The following is an 18,481-nucleotide window of genomic DNA, read 5'->3' on the forward strand; positions in this document are numbered from 1 at the left end:
GTAGACCTCGTTGAGGATTCGACTAGCATTGAGCGAAAGCCTGTCCGTTTTGCTCAATTTAGTAGCTTAATGTCGGCTAACGTGAGTAACTGCGGATCAACTGCAGGCACGAGGCAGCTGGGGAAGGCGACCCTCGTCCACAGCCTGGAGGTCCCGGTGACGACACGTGGAGTTCTGTACATCCACACCGCGCCCCGCGCGCTGTGCCCGCACGTCGAGTGGGCCGTCGCGGGGGTGCTCGGTGTGCGGGTGAGCCTGGACTGGATCCGCCAGCCGGCCGCACCCGGTCATTGGCGTGCCGAGCTCTCCTGGCAGGGGGAGCCCGGTACGGCTTCGAGACTCGCCTCCGCGCTGCGCGGCTGGCAGCTGATGCGGTACGAGGTGACCAGCGAGCCCTGCGCCACGGCGGAGGGCGAGCGGTACAGCAGCACGCCCTCGCTCGGCATCTTCCACGCCGTCACGGGCATCCACGGCGACATCCTGATCCCCGAGGACCGGTTGCGCGCCGTCCTGCTGCGCGCCCGCAGCGAAGGGGCCGACCTGGAGGCCGAGATCGCCCGGCTGCTCGGCAAGCCCTGGGACGACGAGCTGGAGCCGTTCCGGTACGCGGGCGAGGGCGCGCCGGTGCGCTGGCTGCACCAGGTGGTCTGAGGCCGTCCGGACCGGACCGGGCGGGGACGGGACCGTCGACCACGGCCACCCCGTGAGGAAGACGAAGGGGCCGGCGCTCGCGGAGAGCGCCGGCCCCTTCGTCACGTGCGTCAGCGGGTGCGGAAGGCCAGCACCACGTTGTGGCCGCCGAAGCCGAACGAGTTGTTCAGCGCCGCGATCCGGCCCTCGGGCAGCTCGCGGGCCTCACCGCGGACGATGTCGGCCTCCACGTCCTCGTCCAGCTCCTCCACGTTGATGGTCGGCGGGGCGAGCCGGTGGTGCAGGGCCAGCACGGTGGCGACGGTCTCGATGCCGCCGGCGCCGCCCAGCAGGTGGCCGGTCATCGACTTGGTGGCCGAGACGGCGATGTGGTCGAGGTCGTCGCCCAGCTCCTTGCGCAGCGCCTTCAGCTCGGCGGTGTCGCCCTGCGGGGTCGAGGTGGCGTGCGCATTGACGTGCACGATCTCGGCCTTGTCCAGCTCGTTGCGCTCGAACAGGTCGGCCAGCGCGCGGGCCACGCCGGCGCCGGTCGGCTCGGGCTGGGCGATGTGGTGGGCGTCCGAGGACAGGCCCTGGCCCACGGCCTCGCAGTAGATCCGGGCGCCGCGCGCCTCGGCGTGCTCGACCGACTCCAGCACGACCACGCCGGCACCCTCGCCCAGCACGAAGCCGTCGCGGGCCTTGTCGTACGGGCGGGAGGCGCGCTCGGGCTCGTCGTTCCGCTTGGACATCGCCATCATGTTGGCGAACGCGGCGATCGGCAGCGGGTGGATCGCCGCCTCGGTGCCGCCGGCCACCACGACGTCGGCGCGGCCGGAGCGGATCATCTCGATCGCGTAGCCGATCGCCTCGGCGCCGGAGGCACAGGCGGAGACAGGGGTGTGCACACCCGCGCGGGCGCCGACCTCCAGGCCGACGTTGGCCGCCGGGGAGTTGGGCATCAGCATCGGGACGGTGTGCGGGGAGACCTTGCGGGCGCCCTTCTCCTTCAGCACGTCGTACTGGTCGAGGAGGGTCGTCACGCCGCCGATGCCGGAGGCGATGACGGTGCCCAGGCGCTCGGGGGCGAGCTTGGAGGACTCGTCGGTGGCCGGGGTCTCGTAGCCGGCGTCGGCCCAGGCCTCGCGGGCGGCGATCAGCGCGAACTGGGCCGAGCGGTCCAGCTTGCGGGCCAGCGGGCGGGGCAGGATCTCGCCCGGCTCGACGGCGGCCCGCGCCGCGATCTTCACCGGCAGGTCCTCGGCCCACTCCTCGGTCAGGGCCGCCACGCCGGACCTACCGGCGACCAGGTTCTCCCAGGTGCTGGCGGCGTCGGCGCCCAGCGGCGTGAAGGCGCCGATACCCGTGACGACCACGGTGCGGTTTTCAGCGGTCACTGGTTTCTTCTTCTCTCACGTGTGCGGGGGGTCGGCGGCGTGCCGAGGATGGGCCCGGCCGGGCGCCCGGATGTGGGCGTCCCGGCCGGCGGGGGTCGGCCAGGCTCGACGAGCCCGGCCGACCGGTCAGCCTTCGCCGGCGTACGGGACGCCGGACGGGCTGGCCGAGTCGAACGAGTCGATCGATCAGGCGTTGAGGATGTAGTTCACCGCGTCGCCGACGGTCTTCAGGTTCTTGACCTCGTCGTCCGGGATCTTGACGTCGAAGCGCTCCTCGGCGGCCACGACGACCTCGACCATGGACAGCGAGTCGACGTCCAGGTCGTCGGTGAAGGACTTGTCGAGCTGGACGTCCTCGGTCGGGATGCCGGCGATCTCGTTGACGATCTCGGCGAGACCTTCCAGGACCTCTTCCTGGGTAGCCATACTGGCTGCTCCTCTTCGGTGTTGAGCGTGTCCGGCCGGCGGCCGGACACAGGTTTGTGAATTGGGCGGATGCGCCTAGGGGAGAGTAACGACTGCGGCGGCGTACACGAGACCCGCCCCGAACCCGATGATCAGGGCCAGGTCCCCGCTGTGGGCCTCACCGCTCTCCAGCATGCGTTCCATCGCCAGCGGGATGGAGGCCGCGGAAGTGTTGCCGGTCTCGGCGATGTCGCGGGCGACGGGCACCGACTCAGGCAGCTTGAGCGCCTTGATCATGGCATCCGTGATCCGCATGTTGGCCTGGTGGGGGATGAACGCGCCGAGCTGGTCGGCGGTGATCCCGGCGGCGTCCAGCGCCTGCTGGGCCACCTTGGCCATCTCCCACACCGCCCAGCGGAAGACCGGCTGGCCGTCCATCTTCAGGGCCGGCCACTTGGTCTCCTCGCCCGCGCCGTTGATCGCGTCGGACTTGGCGAAGGCGGTGTCCCAGGCCTGGGTCTGGGTGATGAGGTCGGCCTGCGAGCCGTCCGAGCCCCAGATCAGCTTGCCGATGCCGGGGGTGTCCGAGGGGCCGACGATCGCGGCGCCGGCGCCGTCGCCGAAGATGAAGGCGGTGGAGCGGTCCGACTGGTCGGTCAGGTCGCTGAGCCGCTCGACGCCGATGACCAGCACGTACTCGGCGTTGCCGCCGCGGATCATGCCGTCGGCCAGGCCCAGGCCGTAGCCGAAGCCGGCGCAGGCGGCCGAGATGTCGAAGGCCGGGGCGTTGCCGCAGCCGAGCCGCTCGGAGATCTCGGTGGCGATCGCGGGGGTCTGCTTGAGGTGCGAGACCGTCGAGACGATCACGCCGCCGATCTGCTCGGCGGAGATCCCGGCCTGGGCGATGGCCTTGCCGGCCGCCTGGACCGACATCTCGGAGACGGACTCCTCCGGGCCGGCCCAGCGGCGCTCGGCGATCCCGCTGCGGGTGCGGATCCACTCGTCGGAGGAGTCGATCCACTCCAGGACCTCGGAGTTGGGGATCACCCGGACCGGGCGGTAGCCGCCGACGCCGAGGATGCGCGAGTACTGCGCGCCGCTCACCGGACGGATCTGGGGCTTGGTCATGCCTGGGTCTCCTGCTCCTGTCCGCCGTGCTCCGCAACGAGCGCGCGGGCCTTGTCCAGATCGGCGGGGGTCTTGAGGGCGAGCGTGGCCACACCCTTGAGGTTGCGCTTGAGCAGCGCGGTGAGGGTGCCCGCGGGGGACAGCTCGATCACGGCCGTCGCGCCCAGCTGCCCGAGGGTCTCCATGCAGAGGTCCCAGCGGACGGGGTTGGAGACCTGCGACACCAGGCGCGCGAGCACCTCGGCGCCGGAGTCCACGACCGCGCCGTCCTTGTTGGAGACGTAGCGCACCTGCGGGTCGGCCGCGGTCAGCGTCGGGGCCAGCTGGGCCAGCCGCTCGACGCCCGGGGCCATGTGGTCGGTGTGGAAGGCGCCGGCCACCTTGAGCGCGATCAGCTTGGCGCGCTCCGGCGGGTCCGCCTTCAGCGCCTCCAACTGGTCCAGGGTGCCGGCGGCGACGATCTGGCCGCCGCCGTTGTTGTTGGCCGCGGTCAGGCCGTGCTCGGCCAGCTTCGCCGCGACCTCCTCCGGATCGCCGCCGAGCACGGCGAGCATGCCGGTCTCGGTGACGGCGGCGGCCTCGGCCATGGCCCGGCCGCGCTCGCGCACGAAGGTCAGCGCGTCGTGGGCGCCGAGCACCCCGGCGCCGGCGGCGGCGGTGATCTCACCGACGCTGTGGCCGGCCACGGCGCCGACCAGCTTGCGGGCGAGGTCCTCGTCCGGGAACAGCTCCCGGGCGGTCACCAGGCCGGCCGCGACCAGCAGCGGCTGGGCGACGGCGGTGTCCTTGATCTCCTCGGCGGACGCCTCGGTACCGGCGTGCACCAGGTCGAGCCCGGCGACCTCCGACCAGCCGCGCAGGCGGTCGGCGACGCCGTCGAGCTCCAGCCAGGGGCTGAGGAAACCGGGGGACTGAGCACCCTGTCCAGGGGCGACGATTACGAGCACGGTTCAACCCTCTCTCGCCAGGCGCCCAGGGGCGGGTAGGCGACGGTAACGAAGAAAACCATCCTGGATTGTGCGGTTCCTACACTCCGGCTCAGCCGGGCTCTCCGACGGCGTCCAGCCGGCCGAGGGCCAGCGCGATCCGCAGCGTGAACGCGGACCGCACGTCGGACGGGGCGTACCCCGTGACGTCAGTCACACGTCGCAGCCGGTAGCGCACCGTGTTGGGGTGGACGAAGAGCATCCGGGCCGCGCCCTCCAGCGAGGACGCCTGCTCCAGGTAGACGCTCAGCGTCTCCAGCAGGGCGGAGCCGGCCTCGTCCAGCGGTGTGTAGATCTCCTCCACCAGCTGACGGCGGGCGGCCTGGTCGCCGGCCAGCGCCCGCTCGGGCAGCAGGTCGTCGGCCAGCACCGGGCGGGGGGCGTCCGGCCAGGCGGCGCAGGCCCGCAGGCCGGCCGCGGCGGCGTGGGCCGAGCGGGTCGCGGAGAGCAGGTCGGGCACGGTCGGGCCGACCACCACGGGGCCCGGCGCGAACTGCCCGATCAGGGCCCGGGCCGCGTGCACCGGCTCCTTCTCGCCGCCGACCACGACCACCAGGCGCTTGCCCAGCACCCCGGTCAGCACGTTCAGCTTGGCGTACCGGGCGGCCCGGCGGATCGCCTCGACCACCAGCTCGCTGTCGCCGTCCGGGGCGCTGCCCATCACCACCCGGACCTGGCTGGGCTGGCCCCAGCCGAGCGCGGCGGCGCGGGAGAGCACGCCCTCGTCGGCGTCGCCGGACAGCAGCGAGTTGACCACCAGCGCCTCCAGCCGGGCGTCCCAGGCGCCGCGCGCCTCGGCGGCCTGGGCGTACACCTGGGCGGTCGCGAAGGCGATCTCCCGGGCGTAGACCAGCACCGACTCGCGCATGTCCGCCTCGTCGCCGGGGGCGGCCACCTCCTCGATGGCCTCCTCCATCACCTCGATCGTGGTGCGGATCAGCTCGACGGTCTGGCGCAGGGTGATCGCCCTGGTCAGCTCGCGCGGAGCGGTGCCGAAGACGTCGGTGGAGATCGCCTGGGCGGTGTCCGGGTGGCGGTACCACTCGGTGAAGGCGGCGATGCCGGCCTGGGCGACCAGGCCGATCCAGGACCGGTGCTCCGGCGGCATCCGCCGGTACCAGCCGAGCTGGTCGTCCATCCGCGAGATCGCGGCGGTGGCCAGCTTGCCGGAGGACTTCTCCAGCCGCTTGAGCGTCGCCGCCCGGCGCTCGGCGCGCTCGGCGGCGTTTCTGCGCTCCTGGGCGGTCAGACGGGGCGCCGCACGGCCGGGGCGGTCACGGGCCGACCGGGCGGCCGGGCCCTTCCCGGCGGGTTCGGGTGCGGCGCTGGGGCTGGGTTCGCTGGTGGAGTTCGCGGAGGCGGCTGGCACAAGGACAAGACTGCCTCACGTGAGTGACTGCTTGTGCACACACCCCGGCCCAGCGGCGCGGTGGCAAGAGTCACACTCCGGGCCCGGCCACTACGGTGGGGGCGTGACCGAAGCCCCCGACCGCCCCCGTGCCGACCTGCGCCGCACCGCCGAGCGCTACCGCTCCGCCCCGGCCGAGGGCGTCGAGACCAGGCACGCGTTCTCCTTCTCCGGCCACTACGACCCGAAGAACACCCACTTCGGCGCGCTGCTCGCGTGCAACGAGGAACTCCTCGAACCCGGCGCCGGGTTCGAGGAGCACAGGCACCGGGACACCGAGATCCTCACCTGGGTGCTGGAGGGCGCGCTGGCCCACCGGGACTCGCACGGCCACAGCGGGGTGGTCCGCCCCGGGATGGTCCAGCACCTCAGCGCCGGTTCCGGCGTCACCCACACCGAGCGCAACGTCGGCGGCGCCACCGGGCCGGTCCGCTTCGTCCAGATGTGGCTCCAGCCGGACGAGTTCGACGCGCCCCCGGCGTACGGCCTGCGCAAGGTGGAACCGGCGGACGGCGGGTTGACGCTGCTCGCCTCCGGGCTGGAGCGCGACGCCGGGACGGACGCCCTGCGGCTGCGCCGCGGTGACGCCGCGCTCTGGCTGGCCACCGCCGGGCCGTGGCAGCCGCTGCCGCGACTGCCCGGGGCGCCCTGGCGGTACGCCCACCTGACCGCCGGCTCACTGGGCTACCGGACCGTCCCCGGGCCCAAGGGCGGCGGCCGCTCGATGGTCCCGGGCGACAGCGTGCGGATCACCGGCGAGGCCTTCGCCGACCCGGCGGCGGGCGAGACCGGGGCCGAACTCCTGCTCTGGGAGATGCACTCGCCGGTCTCGTACGGCTAGGGCCTGGCCGGCGTCGCGGACCCGGCAAGGATCCGCCGGACAGGCCTCAGCCGTCCAGTTCCGCCAGCACGGCGTCCGAGAAGGCCGGCCAGGCCTCGATCGCCCACGGACCGAAGTCCCGGTCGGTGAGCGCGACGCAGGCCGCGCCGGCCTGCGGGTCGACCCACAGGAAGGTGCCGGACTGGCCGAAGTGCCCGAAGGTCGCGGGGGAGTTGGCGGCGCCGGTCCAGTGCGGGCTCTTGCCGTCGCGGATCTCGAAGCCGAGGCCCCAGTCGTTCGGGCGCTGGTGGCCGTAGCCGGGCAGCACGCCGCCGGTGCCGGGGAAGGCGACCTCGCGGGTGGCCTTCCGGACGGTGGACGGGTCGAGCAGCTTGGGGGCCTGCAGCTCGGCGGCGAACCGGGCGAGGTCGGCGACGGTGGACAGGCCGCCGGCACCGGCCGGGGACTTGTGCGCCGTGTGGATCAGGGTGTCCGTCATGCCCAGCGGCTCGAACACCGCCTCGGCGACGTAGCGGGAGAACTCGATCCCGGCGGCCTCGGACAGCGTCCGGGCCAGCACGTCGAAGCCCGCGTTGGAGTACAGGCGGCGGTTGCCGGGCTCGGCGAACACCCGGTCCTCGTCGAAGCCCAGGCCGGAGGTGTGGGCGAGCAGGTGCCGGACGGTCGCCCCGGGCGGCCCGGCCGGGTCGTCCAGCTCGAACACGCCCTCCTCGACGGCGACCAGCGCCGCGTACGAGGTGAGCAGCTTGGTCACCGAGGCGAGCGGGAACAGGTGCTGCTGGGGCCCGTGCGCACCCAGCACCGCGCCGTCCGCAGCCCGGACCACCGCCGCCGCGGCATGGGGCACCGGCCAGTTCTCGATCATCCGCAAGCTCTCCATGGGATCCGACTGTAGTCGCCGGGAAATCCCCCGGAGAAGGCGGTGGCGGAGCCGCCCGGGTGGCGGGGCTTGCTTGGAGTGCACTCCAACTCGGTAGCGTCGTCCACGTCGCACAGGACAGGGGGAACGAGCGATGGCCGCACCCGCACGGATCGAGATCGACCTGCGCAGCTGCGCCGAGGTGTTCAGTCGCCCGAGCGGCGATCCGGACCGGACGCCGAGGCACACCATCAGCGAGGTCGCCGCGGCGAGCGGGCTGACCGCCCACACCCTGCGCTGGTACGAGCGGATCGGCCTGCTGGACCCGGTCGACCGGGTGGCGGGCGGCCAGCGCCGCTACTGCGACGCCGATCTGCACCGGCTGGCCTTCCTGGGCCGGCTGCGGCTGACCGGCATGTCCGTGGCCGACATGCTCAAGTACGTCGACATGGCCCGCCAGGGCGAGCGGACCTACGAGGGACGGCGGCGGCTCCTGGAGGCCCAGCGCGAGGAGGTCCGGCAGCGGATCGTCGACCTCCAGGCCACCCTCGCCGTCCTCGACTACAAGATCGATCTCTATGCCGGGAAGGTCACCGACGGCACCGGTGTCCCGGCCACATGCCAGAACATCCGCGCAGAGGAAGAGCAGAGCGCATGACTCAGACCGTCCTTCCCACCGTCGAACTCGGCACCGGCGGCCCGCTGGTGGGCGTCCAGGGCCTCGGCTGCATGGGCATGAGCGAGTTCTACGGCCCCACCGACACCGGCGAGGCGCTCGCCACCCTGGACGCCGCGCTGGAGGCCGGCGTCACCCTCTTCGACACCGCCGACATGTACGGCTCGGGCCGCAACGAGGAGCTGATCGGCCCCTTCGTCCGGGCCAACCGGGACAAGGTGGTGCTCGCCACCAAGTTCTCCATCATGCGCGACGCGGAGAACGGCGCCCTCCGCGGCATCAGCAACGATCCGGCGTACATCCGGACCGCGGTGGACGCCTCGCTGCGCCGCCTCGGCGTGGACGTGATCGACCTGTACTACATGCACCGCCGTGACCCGGCCGTGCCGCTGGCCGACTCGGTCGGCGCCATGGCCGAGCTGGTGCGGGCCGGCAAGGTACGCCACCTCGGCCTGTCCGAGGTGACCGGGGCGGAGCTGCGCGAGGCGCACGCGGTCCACCCGATCACCGCGCTCCAGTCCGAGTGGTCGGTGTTCGCCCGGGACGTCGAGCGCTCGGCGGTGCCGGCCGCGGTGGAGCTGGGCGTCGCCTTCGTGCCGTACTCACCGCTCGGGCGGGGCTTCCTGACCGGCGCCTTCCAGGACGCCAACGAGCTCTCGGCGGAAGACTACCGCCGCACCCACCCGCGCTTCACCGGCGACAACGCGACCGCCAACGGCGAACTGCTCGACCCGCTGCGGAAGATCGCGGCGGCCCGTGGTGTGACGCTCGCCCAGGTCGCGCTGGCCTGGGTGCACCAGCGGGCCGAGGTGCACGGGCTGGCCGTCGTGCCGATCCCGGGCACCCGCAAGCGCAGCCGGCTGGCCGAGAACGCCGCGGCGGCGACGCTGCGGCTGACCGCCGAGGAGCTGGCGCTGATGGAGCCGGTGGCCGGCCGGGTGGCGGGCAACCGCTACCCGGACATGAGCGCCACCTCGGAGGCGCGGGAGTAGCGGGCGGTCCTCGGATCCGCCCGGGGCCAGGGGGAGCCGGCGGACGCCCCCGGGGCCGCGGCCGGGTTCAGACCGTGCGGCCCGTGAAGGCGGCCAGCCGGGTGTGCGCGTCGGCGTCCTCGGCGACCGGCCGGGCGGCGGCGAACGGGACGCCCGGCGGCCGCTGTCCGGCCGGCAGCACCGACTCGGCGACGGCCAGTGCGGTCCGCGCCAGGTCGTCGTCCAGGGCGAAGCCGTTGCCGAGGCTGCCGGCGATGTCCCCGGTGTGGGTCACCAGCTCCATCAGGTAGCCGCCCACCGCCGCCGCACCGGGCACCTCGCCCCAGGGGGCGACGGTCGGGCGGCCGAGCTTGGCGTCGTCCGCCCAGGCGGCGGTGGCCCGGGTGCGGGCCCGGCCCAGCGCGGCCGGCCAGCCCTCGTCCGAGGGGTCCTCGATGGCGGCCACGACGTCCTCGGCGCGGCCGCCCTCGCCCATGTACGCGAACCGGTGGACGCCGCCGATCACGTGGTTCAGCAGCTGACGCAGGGTGAACTCGGTGCAGGGGGTGGGTCGGTCGAGGTCGGACGGGGTGATCGTGACGAGCAGTTTCTCCAGCTGGTCGAGGGCGGTGAGGTACTGCGGGCGGGCGTCCTGGACGGCGGTCATCGGCGCTCAACTCCCTGGTGTCGGGTGGTCTTTCGGTCTCGGAACGCAATTTCCCAGTAAAACCTGACAACTGCCGTCAGGATTACTGGGATTCTTGAGGGCATGAAGGCCGACCGCCTGCTCTCGATCCTCCTGCTGCTCCAGACCCGGGGCCGGGTGTCCGCCACCGAACTCGCCGAGCGGCTGGAGGTGTCCGTCCGCACCATCTACCGCGACGTCGAGTCGCTCTCAGCCGCCGGGGTGCCGGTGTTCACCGAGCGCGGGCGGCACGGCGGCATCGGCCTGCTGCCCGGCTACCGCACCGACGTCACGGGCCTGACCGCGGACGAGGCCAGGGCCCTGTTCGTGCTCTCCGCCCAGGGCGCGCACAGCGACCTCGGGCTGGACGGGGCGCTCGGTTCGGCCCTGCGCAAGGTGATGGCGGCACTGCCGGCCCCGCACCGGCCGGCCGCCGAGCGGATCAGCGAGCGGATCCTGGTCGACCCGGCCCGCTGGATGCAGACCCCCGGCGCGGCCGGCCCCGCCGGGGGGCCGGACCTGGGCGAGCTGCAGTACGCCGTCTTCGCCGACCGGCGGATGCGGCTGCGCTACCGGCACGGCGGCACGCCCGCGCCGGTGGAGTACACCGTCGACCCGTACGGGCTGGTGAGCAAGGCCGCGGTCTGGTACCTGGTGGCCGATCTGCACGGCGAGCCGCGGCTGTTCCGGGCCGACCGGGTGCTGGCCGCCGACACCACCGAGGAGACGGTGCGGCGCCGGGCCGGGGTCGGGCTCGGCGACGTCTGGGCGGTGCTGCGCGAGCAGGTGGAGCGGCTGCCGAAGGACCTGCCGGTGCGGGTGCGGGTCCGGCGCGGACGGCTGGACATGTTCCTGCGCATCCACGGCGGCCGGGTCACCGCGCCGCCGCCGGAGGCGGGCGCCGGCCAGGCCGAGGAGTGGTCCGAGGTGGGGATGGCCTTCCCGGCCCCGGCGGCCGTCCGGTCGCTGCTGGCCTTCGGCGCGGACGTCGAGGTGCTGGCCCCGCCGGCCGCCCGGCGCGAGCTGGCTCGGGCGGCGGCGGACGCCCTGCGGTTGTACCAGGACCAGCCCGTGTAGCGGCCGCGACGGGACCGGCCCGCCCGGCGGTCGCACCGGGACCGGATCCGGGCCTCAGGCGCCGGGGTCGGCCCGGACCACGTCCTGGTAGTGGCCGAGCGAGATCGCCGCGAAGTTGCGCAGGCTGTCGGTGCCCTCGGCGAAGTAGCCGTTGTGGCCCGCCGCGCGGGCCGAGGAGATCTGCTCGGAGCCGAAGCCGCTCGCCGTCGGGTCGGCGCCGTGGCCGAGCCCGCCGACCTCCAGGAACGGCACGTTGCCGATCCAGTCGCTGGGGTTGCGGGTGGCCCAGACGTGCACGCCGGCGCCCAGCTCGGTGGTGCTCTGCACGCCCATGCCCGGGCTGCCGAAGACCACCAGGTCGGTGATGCCGGAGGTGTCGGACGGCGAGGCCGCCGCGCGCGGGATCTCCGGGGCGGCGGTGCCGCAGACCACCGAGCCGTACGAGTGGCAGAGCAGCGACGGCGGAGCGTCCGGCCGGGTCGTCTCCTTGAGCCCGGCGAGCAGCCGCTCCAGCCGGGGGGCGGCGACGTCGGCGAGCCGGGAGGTGGCGGCGTCCGGGCCGAGGCCGGAGGGGGTGACGTAGCCGGTCCAGGAGATCACGGCGGTCCGGGTGCCCGGCGCCTGGCGCCGGACCTCGGTGTAGAGGGCGCGGGCCATGCCGGCCGGGGACCGCAGCGGATCGGCCGCCTGGTCGTGGTGGCCGAGGTCGGCGTCCGAGCCGGGGACGAGCACGGAGATCCGCTCGGCGTCGGCGAGGTCGCCCCACACCTCGCTGACCAGCCCGCGGCCGCGCGGGTCGAAGGCCAGGACCTGCCGGCCGGGGGCGAGCAGGTGCTCGACGTCGTTGGCGCGGGAGACGGCCAGCGCGCGGGTGTCGGAGTCCAGTCGGTGGTCGGCGGCGCGGGCCCGGGCCCGGTCGCGCTCGGCGGCCAGGGCGATCCTGTTGGCGCGGTAGCGCAGGTCCAGCGGGGCTCCGTCGTAGTTGCCGACGACCAGCGGGTAGTCCTGGATCAGCCGGTCCAGTTCGGTCGGCGCGAGCGAGGCGAAGAACGCCGCGGCGGCGGCCGGGGTGGTGGTGGCCGGGTCGGGCAGGGAGTGGCCGAAGGAGTGGTCCTGGACCCAGGCGGCGCTGCCGGCCGGAGGGGTGGAGATCGCCAGCTGTTCGGAGGAGACCGCGGCCGCGGCGGCGGCGCCTCCGGCGTCGGCGAGCACCGCGCAGCCGGCGAACGCCCCGATCAGTACCCGCTTCCAGCGCCGACGGTTGCGCACCGCACCAACTCCCTTGGGGCCCGTCACCGTTTCGCGGGCGGTGCCCGGAGGGTGCGGTAGCTCTGCTGAATTCCCTGCGCAAGCCTAGGGCGCCCGAAGGGGTGGCGGGCACGCCTAAACTGTGGGATGGATCACATGAACCGGGGGTGTCCGCGCGGCGTCTCCCAGTGGTTCGGAGAGTGGTCCGCGCGGCCGTTCTGCGGGGCCGCGCTCAGGAGTCGAACTCGCGTACCAGGCGCTTCGGCGCCGTCCGCCGCCAGGCCTCGGTGACGAGGTCGTGCAGTTCGTCCCGGTCCACGAGGTCCAGCCGGACGCTCACCCAGCCGTGCCGTCCGACGTACGGGGCGAAGGAGAACACCTCGGGCTCGGCGGCGAGCAGTTCGGCCTGGTCCTCGGGGGAGGCCTTGACGGTGACCCGGTCCCCGTCGGGTGCGCCCATCGCGAAGATCCGGCCGCGGACCCGCAGCGTCTCGATGTCCCAGGTCGGTTCCGGGGCGGCCTCCGGCAGGGCCAGTGCCATCGCGCGGAACTCGTCGAAGGTGACCATGGGGGCAGGGTAGGGCAGGGCGCCGACAGCGCGCCCCGGGGGCGCGGACCGATCGGTCCGCGCCCCCGGCGGGTGCGCCGCGCTGTGCCGTCCGAAGCGGCCCGCGCCCGGCGGACCGTCACACCACACCCAGCGCGTACGCCGCGAACAGCGCCGCCCCGGCTCCGGCCACCGCCTTGCCGCCCCGGGAGAAGGCCGTCCACGGGCCGTCGAAGCGGCGGGTGAACCAGCCGAGCGCCACCAGCGCGGCGGCGAACAGCGGCAGCAGCGCCAGCCGGGCGGCCACCCAGCCGAGCGAGTCCGGCGCGGTGGTCAGCCCCGGGACGGCACCCAGACCGGCCGCGCCCGGCACGGCGACCGCGAGCATCGCGCTCTGGTGCCAGCAGAAGATCGTCATCGCCGACAGGTTGACCACCACGACCGGCAGCCAGAGCAGCGGACGGCGGGTCAGCAGCCGGCCCAGCCGCTCCCGCAGCAGCACCGCGGCGCCGCACTGGAACGCCGCCAGGGCGAGCACCAGCAGGGACGGCGGGTGCGAGTTGGTGCGCGCGGCCCCGGGCACGCCGACCATGCTGGCCGGGTAGTGGAACACCAGCAGCAGCGCGGCGAACAGCGCGCCGCCGCCGAGCAGCAGCACCCGGGCCGTCGGGCGGCCGAGCCGGCCCTGCGCCCAGATCACGCCCAGCTGGTAGCCGAACAGCCAGCCGGGCAGGATGTTCAGCAGCGCGACCCAGGACGGCACCGCCTCGGCCCACGGCCCGTAGCGCAGCAGGTCCACGGCGGCGACCACGGCGACCGGCAGGCCCGCGGACCAGCCGCCCAGCCGGCGCCCGGCGGCCACGCAGAGCGGGGTGAGCGCGGTCAGCCCCAGGTAGACCCCGATGTACCAGAGCGGCTGCACCACCAGGGTGGCGCCGGTGCGCAGGGTGTCCGAGGGGACACCGAGGGCGGGCAGCAGCGGGATCAGCGCCGCCCAGACGGCCGTCACCCCGAGCACCGGGCGCAACAGCCGGACGGCACGGGCCCGCAGCCAGCCGCCGTAGGTCACGCCCCTGGCCCGGGCCCGTTCCAGCGAGCGGACCGAGGAGTGGCCGCCGACCAGGAAGAACACCCCGAGCATCTGGAGCACCCAGCTGAGCGGGGCGAAGAAGCCGAGGGTGGAGAGCGGGCTGGCGTTGTGCAGGGCGCCGTCGGCCGAGCGGGTGAGGCCGCCGAGCATCCAGTGGCCGACCGGGACGGCGAGCAGGGCGAGGGCGCGCAGCCCGTCCAGGGCACGGTCGCGGTCGGCCGGGGTCTTCGCGTCGACCCGTGCGGCGGCGCGGCGCAGCGCGGTGAGCGGTCGGGCGCTGCGGGCCCGGGTGGTGCGGGCCCGGATGGTGCGGGGCTGCGGAGTGCCGGGGGTGGTGGCCATGGTGGTGCTCCTTCCGGTGCGGGCGGTCAGGCGCGGCCGAGCGCGACGGCGGCGTAGGCGGCGAGGGAGGCGGTGCCGGGGGCGAAGTAGCCGTTGTGGCCGTGGGATCCGGTGGCCGGCAGCGGGTGGGCGCCGAAGCCGGGGGCGGTCGGGTCGGCGCCGTGGCCGAGGCCGAACAGCCGGACCTTGGGCACGTCGCCGATCCAGTCGGAGCCGTTGCGGGCGGTGGCCCAGAGCGGGACGCCCGGGTCGAGGTCGGCTGCCGAGCCGATGCCCATGCCGGGCGAGCCGAGCACCACCAGGCCGGAGGCCTGGGCGGGGGTGGGGCGGGCCAGGCCGCAGACCACCGAGCCGTAGCTGTGGCAGAACAGGGTGGGCGGGGCCTGCGGGCGGGTGGTGACGGCGAGTCCGTCGAGCAGCCGGGTGAGGCGGGGCGCGCCGGCCCGGGCCAGGTCCTCGGTGGCGGCGTCCGGGCCGAGGCCGAGCGGGGTGGTGTAGCCGGCCCAGGCGATCACGGCGGTCCGCCCGTCGGTGGCGTCCAGGAGTGCGCGGGCCATGCCGGCGGGGGTGCCGTACGGGTCGGACGCGCGGTCGAAGCGGAGCAGGTCGATGTCCGAGCCGGGGACGATCACGGCGGTGCGGCGGGCGGTGGCGAGGTCGCCGTACACCTCGGCGACCTGGCCGCGGCCGCGCGGGTCGAAGGCGAGGATCCGCCGGCCGCCGTCCAGCAGGGCGCGGTAGCGCTCGGCGCGGGTGCGGGCGGCCTCGTGGTCCTGCGGGGTGAGGGCGGGGTCGGCGGCCCGGGCGAGTTCGCGGGCGCGTTCGGCGGCCAGGGCCAGGGCGTTGGCCCGGTAGCGCAGGGCGACGGGGGCGCCGTCCAGGTTGCCGACCACCAGCGGGTGCCGTACGGCCAGGGCGTCCTGTTGGGCGGGGCTCAACCCGGCGAAGAAGTCGGCGACCCGGGCCGGGGTGGTGCCGGCCGGGTCGGGCGGCCGCAGGCCGAGCGAGGTGTCGGCCGTCCAGGCGGCGCTGCCGGGCGGCGGGCCGGTGACGGGGGTCTGGGTGTCGGCGGCCCAGCCGCCCGTGCCGAGTACGACCGCCAGTGCCAGCGCGGCGGCGGCGAGCGCCCGCCTGGCCCGAGACCTGCGCATGTCCCTGTCCCCCTCGTCCGTTCGGCCGCCGACGGGTTCGGCTTCCGACGGAGGGGAAGGTAGGAACGCGAAGGCCCCGCGGACGTCACACCGCGGGGCCAACTCCCTTGTGCTACCGGGGTATCAGGAGGATTTCCACCCTCCTGGGCGGGTGTCACCGGGGTGGGGGAAGCCCCCCTACTGTCCGGGGGTCACCAGGCCGGACTCGTAGGCCAGGACCACCGCCTGGGCGCGGTCGCGCAGGCCGAGCTTGGCGAGGATCCGCCCGATGTGGGTCTTGACGGTCTGCTCGGCGAGCACCAGCCCGGCGGCTATCTCCTGGTTGGACAGGCCGCGGGCGATCAGCTCCAGCACCTCGGTCTCGCGCGGGGTCAGGCCGTTGAGCCGCACCTTGGGGTCGCGGCGTCTGGCCGGGCGGGTGCGGGCGAAGTCCTCGATCAGCCGGCGGGTCACCGAGGGGGCGAGCAGCGCCTCGCCGGCCGCGACCACCCGGACCGCGGCGATCAGGTCGGCCGGCGGGGCGTCCTTGAGCAGGAAGCCGCTGGCCCCGGCGCGCAGCGCCTCGTACACGTAGTCGTCCACGTCGAAGGTGGTCAGCATCAGCACCTTGGGCCGGTGGGCGCCGGGCACGGTGGGGTCGAGCAGCCGCCGGGCCGCCTCCAGGCCGTCCATGACGGGCATCCGGACGTCCATCAGCACCAGGTCCGGGTGGGTGCGGCCGTTGACCTCCAGGGCCTGGGCGCCGTCCGCCGCGTCCCCCACCACGTCGATGTCGCTCTGGGCGTTGAGCAGGGCCGCGAAGCCCGCGCGCACCATGGCCTGGTCGTCGACGATGATCACGCGGATGGTCATGCGGTGGTCTCCCGGGGGGTGTCTGGGCGGTCGAGGGGCAGGACGGCGGCCACCTTGAAGCCGCCGTCCGGCAGCGGGCCGGTGTCCAGCCTGCCATCGACCAGCCGGACGCGTTCGCGCATTCCCACCAGCCCCTGTCCGGTGCCCTCGACCGAGGCCTCCAGCGACTCGGTGCGCTCCGGCGGGGGCCCGTTGACCACCGTCACCAGCAGCTCCGGGCCGTCGGCGGTCAACGACACCCAGGCCCGCGCGCCGGGGGCGTGGCGCACCACGTTGGCCAGGGCCTCCTGCACGATCCGGTACGCGACCAGGCCGACGGCCTGCGGCACCCCGTCCGCCAGGCCCGGCTCCACGGTCAGCTCGGCCGGCACCCCGGCCCGGCCCACCGTCTCGACCAGTTGGGCGAGTTGGCCCACCCCGGGCTGGGGGGCCCGCTCCCCGCCGGACTCCTCGCTGCGCAGCACGCCGAGCAGCCGGCGCATCTCGGCCAGCGATTCGCGGGCGGTGCCGGCGATCGCGGTGAACTCCTCGGCGGCCTCCTGCGGCACCCCGGCGATCCGGTACGGCGCGCTGGCCGCCTGCACCGCGACGACCGACATGTGGTGGGCCACCACGTCGTGCAACTCCCGTGCGATCCGGGCGCGTTCCTCCAGCAGGGTGCGCCGCTCCCGTTCCACCTCGCTGATCTGCTCCTGCTCGGTGAGCAGCCGGCGGGCCACGGCGCGGTCCCGGACGGCCCAGCCGAGCAGCAGCGCGGCGCCGCTGAGCGCGATCAGCAGCACGGTGGTGCCGTCGCCGGAGCGGGGCAGGCCGAGGGTGGTGGTGAGCGCGGTGAGCAGGACGGTGGCGACCCAGACCGAGACCAGGGTGGCCCGGCTCTCCCGCAGCGCCAGGGCGAGCAGCAGGAAGACGTACGCGATGACCATCGGAGCCGTCCACGGCCAACTGCCCATCACCTGGTGGTGGCGGGCGGTGATGGCGGCGGTGGTGACCATGGTGGCGGCGCTGATCCACCAGGCGGCCAACGGCCGGGTGAGGGCGAGGAACAGCGGCGTGGTCTGGGCGACGGTGAGCGCGGCGGCCACCGGCAGCACCAGGTCGTAGAAGCCGACCAGGCTGGCGATCCCGGTGGGGATCAGCGAGGCCTGGAGGGCGATCACGACGACGTACGGGAGCCGGCGCACCCAGCGCCGGCGGGAGTCGCCGAACAGCGGGGTGTCGTCCTCGCTCGGGGTGGTCAGGTGGTGCCGCAGGGTGCGCAGCTGGCGCAGCGCGAACCCGGGGGCGTCGGCTTTGGTGGGCGTGTTCATCGCGGGCCAGCCTAGGAGGGCGGGGCCCGCGGGGCGTCGCACTGGAGCCCGAACTTCCGGGTGGTACCGGGGTCTCGGGTGATACCCGGGTATGACCGGGGTGTGCCGTCGGGTGCTACGCGGGGCCGCTCCAGTGGCCGGCCAGGGCCGGGCCGAGCTGGTCGAAGTAGCGCTCGATCACCGTGACCATGCCCTCGGGGCCGGCCGGTGCGTGCTCGCTGCTCCAGGAGAGGTGGGCCGCGCGCAGCAGGCTGCCGAAGACGGCGGCGAGCACGGCCGGGCGAAGGTCCTCGGCCGGGTCCAGGCCCTCGCGTTCGGCGAGCACCTGGACGACCAGGCGCTCCTGTTCGGTGACCCGGCGCAGGTGGGCGGCGAGCAGCGGGGGCGTCTCCTCGATCATCCGCATGAGTTCGAGGGCGCTGTGGATCGAACCGGGGCCGGCGGACTCCTCGCTGCCGAGGTCGCGCCAGGCCTTGACGATCGAGGCGCGCAGGGCCTGGAGCGGGGTCTCCTCGGCCGGGCGGTGGCGCAGGCACTCGATGAAGTAGTCCTCGGCCACGGCCATCACGGCGAGCGCGACCTCGTCCTTGTTGGCGAAGTAGCGGAAGAAGGTGCGCTGGGAGACGTCGACGGCGGAGGCGATCTCGTCGACGGTCGTGTGGGCGAAGCCCTGCCGGAGGAAGAGCACGTGGGCGGCCTGGATCAGGGCGTAGCGGGTCTGCTGCTTCTTGCGCTCGCGCAGTCCGGGCGCGCGGTCGGGGCCCGCCGGGGTGCCGGTGGTGCGGGGGGTGTGAGCGGCCATGGCGAGGGCCTTCCGGAGCGCTTGGTGGGGCGGGTGGGATCACGATTTTAGCGCTCTGACAAATGTCAGCAATGGC

19 protein-coding genes are annotated in these 18,481 nt (G+C 74.4%); 5 read left to right on the top strand and 14 right to left on the bottom strand.

The annotated features are described in order from the left end of the window. Nucleotides 1–156: 156 nt before the first annotated feature. A complete protein-coding gene (locus tag ABZ449_RS05500) occupies nt 157–651 on the top strand; it encodes a DUF3145 domain-containing protein (RefSeq protein WP_360340581.1) in 495 nt (164 codons plus the stop codon). A gap of 110 nt (nt 652–761) precedes the next feature. Here the strand turns inward: ABZ449_RS05500 and fabF are convergent, their stop codons facing one another. The 5 genes from fabF to ABZ449_RS05525 all read right to left on the bottom strand — a co-directional run bounded on the left by fabF (nt 762) and on the right by ABZ449_RS05525 (nt 5,795). Further along, nucleotides 762–2,027 (bottom strand): beta-ketoacyl-ACP synthase II, encoded by a 1,266-nt coding sequence (fabF, locus tag ABZ449_RS05505; RefSeq protein ID WP_360340584.1) that lies wholly within the window; start codon nt 2,025–2,027, stop codon nt 762–764. 186 nt (nt 2,028–2,213) lie between these two features. Then, nucleotides 2,214–2,453, bottom strand: a complete 240-nt coding sequence (locus ABZ449_RS05510; RefSeq protein WP_224283099.1) for an acyl carrier protein — start codon at nt 2,451–2,453, stop codon at nt 2,214–2,216. A gap of 75 nt (nt 2,454–2,528) precedes the next feature. After that, nucleotides 2,529–3,560 carry a beta-ketoacyl-ACP synthase III gene (locus tag ABZ449_RS05515; protein ID WP_360340587.1) on the bottom strand — a complete coding sequence of 344 codons (1,032 nt, stop codon included), beginning with the start codon at nt 3,558–3,560 and terminating at the stop codon, nt 2,529–2,531. After that, a complete protein-coding gene (locus ABZ449_RS05520; protein ID WP_360340590.1) occupies nt 3,557–4,507 on the bottom strand; it encodes an ACP S-malonyltransferase in 951 nt (316 codons plus the stop codon). Before ABZ449_RS05520 ends, ABZ449_RS05515 begins: the two co-directional genes overlap by 4 nt. Nucleotides 4,508–4,598: 91 nt before the next feature. Continuing rightward, complete coding sequence (locus ABZ449_RS05525; RefSeq protein ID WP_360340793.1) at nt 4,599–5,795, bottom strand: helix-turn-helix domain-containing protein; 1,197 nt, start codon at nt 5,793–5,795, stop codon at nt 4,599–4,601. Nucleotides 5,796–6,018: 223 nt separating this feature from the next. On the opposite strand from ABZ449_RS05525, the gene ABZ449_RS05530 reads away from it, so the two are divergent. Continuing rightward, nucleotides 6,019–6,795 carry a pirin family protein gene (locus tag ABZ449_RS05530; RefSeq protein WP_360340593.1) on the top strand — a complete coding sequence of 259 codons (777 nt, stop codon included), beginning with the start codon at nt 6,019–6,021 and terminating at the stop codon, nt 6,793–6,795. A gap of 46 nt (nt 6,796–6,841) precedes the next feature. Here ABZ449_RS05530 and ABZ449_RS05535 read toward each other — a convergent pair whose 3' ends face one another. Continuing rightward, nucleotides 6,842–7,675, bottom strand: a complete 834-nt coding sequence (locus tag ABZ449_RS05535; RefSeq protein ID WP_360340596.1) for a serine hydrolase domain-containing protein — start codon at nt 7,673–7,675, stop codon at nt 6,842–6,844. A gap of 133 nt (nt 7,676–7,808) precedes the next feature. On the opposite strand from ABZ449_RS05535, the gene ABZ449_RS05540 reads away from it, so the two are divergent. Together ABZ449_RS05540 and ABZ449_RS05545 are read left to right on the top strand one after the other, a co-directional pair. Beyond that, nucleotides 7,809–8,312 (top strand): MerR family transcriptional regulator, encoded by a 504-nt coding sequence (locus tag ABZ449_RS05540; protein ID WP_360340599.1) that lies wholly within the window; start codon nt 7,809–7,811, stop codon nt 8,310–8,312. Next, complete coding sequence (locus ABZ449_RS05545; protein ID WP_360340602.1) at nt 8,309–9,322, top strand: aldo/keto reductase; 1,014 nt, start codon at nt 8,309–8,311, stop codon at nt 9,320–9,322. The genes ABZ449_RS05540 and ABZ449_RS05545 overlap by 4 nt, the downstream gene beginning before the upstream one ends. A 67-nt stretch (nt 9,323–9,389) precedes the next feature. On the opposite strand, the gene ABZ449_RS05550 is transcribed toward ABZ449_RS05545, so the two are convergent. Further along, on the bottom strand, nt 9,390–9,968 hold the full coding sequence (locus ABZ449_RS05550; protein WP_360340605.1) for a TIGR03086 family metal-binding protein: 579 nt from the start codon (nt 9,966–9,968) through the stop codon (nt 9,390–9,392). A gap of 102 nt (nt 9,969–10,070) precedes the next feature. On the opposite strand from ABZ449_RS05550, the gene ABZ449_RS05555 reads away from it, so the two are divergent. Next, on the top strand, nt 10,071–11,063 hold the full coding sequence (locus ABZ449_RS05555; protein ID WP_360340608.1) for a WYL domain-containing protein: 993 nt from the start codon (nt 10,071–10,073) through the stop codon (nt 11,061–11,063). Nucleotides 11,064–11,117: 54 nt separating this feature from the next. Here ABZ449_RS05555 and ABZ449_RS05560 read toward each other — a convergent pair whose 3' ends face one another. The 7 genes from ABZ449_RS05560 to ABZ449_RS05590 form a co-directional block, all read right to left on the bottom strand. Continuing rightward, complete coding sequence (locus tag ABZ449_RS05560) at nt 11,118–12,332, bottom strand: alpha/beta hydrolase (RefSeq protein ID WP_360340611.1); 1,215 nt, start codon at nt 12,330–12,332, stop codon at nt 11,118–11,120. A 211-nt stretch (nt 12,333–12,543) separates the two neighbouring features. Further along, on the bottom strand, nt 12,544–12,879 hold the full coding sequence (locus ABZ449_RS05565) for an MmcQ/YjbR family DNA-binding protein (protein ID WP_360340614.1): 336 nt from the start codon (nt 12,877–12,879) through the stop codon (nt 12,544–12,546). A gap of 118 nt (nt 12,880–12,997) precedes the next feature. Further along, entirely contained in the window at nt 12,998–14,290 is a 1,293-nt protein-coding gene (locus ABZ449_RS05570; RefSeq protein WP_360340616.1) for an acyltransferase, read from the bottom strand. 26 nt (nt 14,291–14,316) lie between these two features. Further along, nucleotides 14,317–15,441, bottom strand: coding sequence for an alpha/beta hydrolase (locus ABZ449_RS05575; protein WP_360340619.1), 1,125 nt, complete (start codon nt 15,439–15,441; stop codon nt 14,317–14,319). 177 nt (nt 15,442–15,618) lie between these two features. Continuing rightward, complete coding sequence (locus ABZ449_RS05580) at nt 15,619–16,293, bottom strand: response regulator transcription factor (RefSeq protein WP_360340622.1); 675 nt, start codon at nt 16,291–16,293, stop codon at nt 15,619–15,621. Beyond that, nucleotides 16,290–17,603 carry a sensor histidine kinase gene (locus ABZ449_RS05585; protein WP_360340625.1) on the bottom strand — a complete coding sequence of 438 codons (1,314 nt, stop codon included), beginning with the start codon at nt 17,601–17,603 and terminating at the stop codon, nt 16,290–16,292. Before ABZ449_RS05585 ends, ABZ449_RS05580 begins: the two co-directional genes overlap by 4 nt. Nucleotides 17,604–17,718: 115 nt before the next feature. Continuing rightward, a complete protein-coding gene (locus tag ABZ449_RS05590; RefSeq protein WP_360340628.1) occupies nt 17,719–18,405 on the bottom strand; it encodes a TetR family transcriptional regulator in 687 nt (228 codons plus the stop codon). Nucleotides 18,406–18,481 lie beyond the last annotated feature (76 nt).

Origin of the sequence: Kitasatospora sp. NPDC005856 (assembly GCF_040629945.1) — a bacterium.
Lineage (GTDB): Bacteria > Actinomycetota > Actinomycetes > Streptomycetales > Streptomycetaceae > Kitasatospora.